The 1,393-nt window shown below is 51.7% G+C and carries 2 pseudogenes; both read left to right on the top strand.

The features are described 5' to 3' along the window. Positions 1-288, top strand: a pseudogene (locus tag BZG79_RS16005) (ribose ABC transporter ATP-binding protein RbsA); the annotation flags it as partial. Next, positions 285-1,231 (top strand): annotated as a pseudogene (gene rbsC / locus BZG79_RS16000) (ribose ABC transporter permease). The pseudogenes BZG79_RS16005 and rbsC, both read left to right, overlap by 4 nt. The last annotated feature ends 162 nt before the right edge of the window (positions 1,232-1,393 follow it).

The following is a 1,393-nucleotide window of genomic DNA, read 5'->3' as shown; positions in this document are numbered from 1 at the left end:
GCCAAAGGGCTGATGACCAAGCCGAAAGTGCTGATTTTGGATGAGCCGACGCGTGGTGTCGATGTTGGCGCTAAAAAAGAAATTTACCAGTTAATTAATCAATTTAAAGCTGAGGGCATGAGCATCATCTTGGTGTCGTCAGAAATGCCCGAAGTACTTGGCATGAGTGACCGCATCTTAGTGATGCACGAAGGCCGCGTATGCGGTGAATTTGATGCCAAGGACGCTAACCAAGAAATTCTGCTTGCCTGTGCGGTAGGCAAAGATGCCAATGAGGATGCAGCATGAGCTCAAATGCAATCAATAAGTCCCAGCCGTCAGAGGATGGACGCAAACCTATGTTCAGCAAAGCCTGGTTAATTGAGCAAAAATCACTGATCGCCTTGTTGGCACTGATCGTGGTRATGTCATTTTTAAACAGCAACTTTTTCATGGTCGATAACCTGCTCAATATCCTGCGCCAAACCTCGGTGAACGCGATTATCGCGGTGGGGATGACGCTGGTGATTTTAACCGCGGGTATCGACTTGAGTGTTGGCTCGGTGCTGGCATNCTGTTGATCGCAGTGCCCACCGCCTTGTTTGCAGGCGCGGCAATTGGTGCCATGACTGGTGTGGTGGTGGCCAAAGGCAAGGTACAGGCRTTTATTGCCACCTTGGTCGCAATGACGCTCTATCGTGGCGTGACCATGGTGTATACCGATGGTCGCCCCATTTCCGCGGGCTTTACTGAAACGGCCGACGCCTTTGCATGGTTTGGGACCGGTTATTTATTGGGTATTCCCGTGCCCGTGTGGCTGATGGCCATCGTCTTTATCGGTGCCTGGTACTTGCTTAATCATACCCGCTTTGGCCGTTATATCTACGCACTCGGTGGCAACGAGTCAGCGGCGCGTCTGTCTGGCATCAATGTCGATCGGATTAAAATTGGTGTTTACAGCCTTTGCGGCATGCTTGCCGCGCTGGCGGGGATCATCGTTACCTCACGTCTGTCCTCCGGCCAACCGACTGCTGGCACTGGCTATGAGCTTGACGCGATTGCGGCGGTGGTACTGGGCGGCACCAGTTTGATGGGCGGCAAAGGTAAGATCATGGGCACGCTGATTGGTGCGCTGATTATCGGCTTTTTGAACAACGCCCTTAACCTGCTGGACGTGTCGTCTTACTACCAAATGATTGCCAAAGCCGTGGTGATTTTGCTCGCCGTGCTGGTGGATAACAAAAACAAATAGCTTGTTGGGACAGGCACTTTAGCTTGTCGGCACGAACTTGTCGGGACAGGCACTTTAAGTTGGCATTCGGGAATGGGAATACGGAGCGCTTCGCTTACGGAATACAGGAAAGAGCCGAGACGCTTCTCTTCTAGAAACTAGAAACTAGAGACTAGATAGAGC

Source organism: Salinivibrio sp. MA427, assembly GCF_001996115.1.
GTDB lineage: Bacteria > Pseudomonadota > Gammaproteobacteria > Enterobacterales > Vibrionaceae > Salinivibrio > Salinivibrio costicola.
The sequence above is the reverse complement of the archived record's forward strand: the minus strand, read 5'-3'. Positions and strand labels throughout refer to the sequence as shown.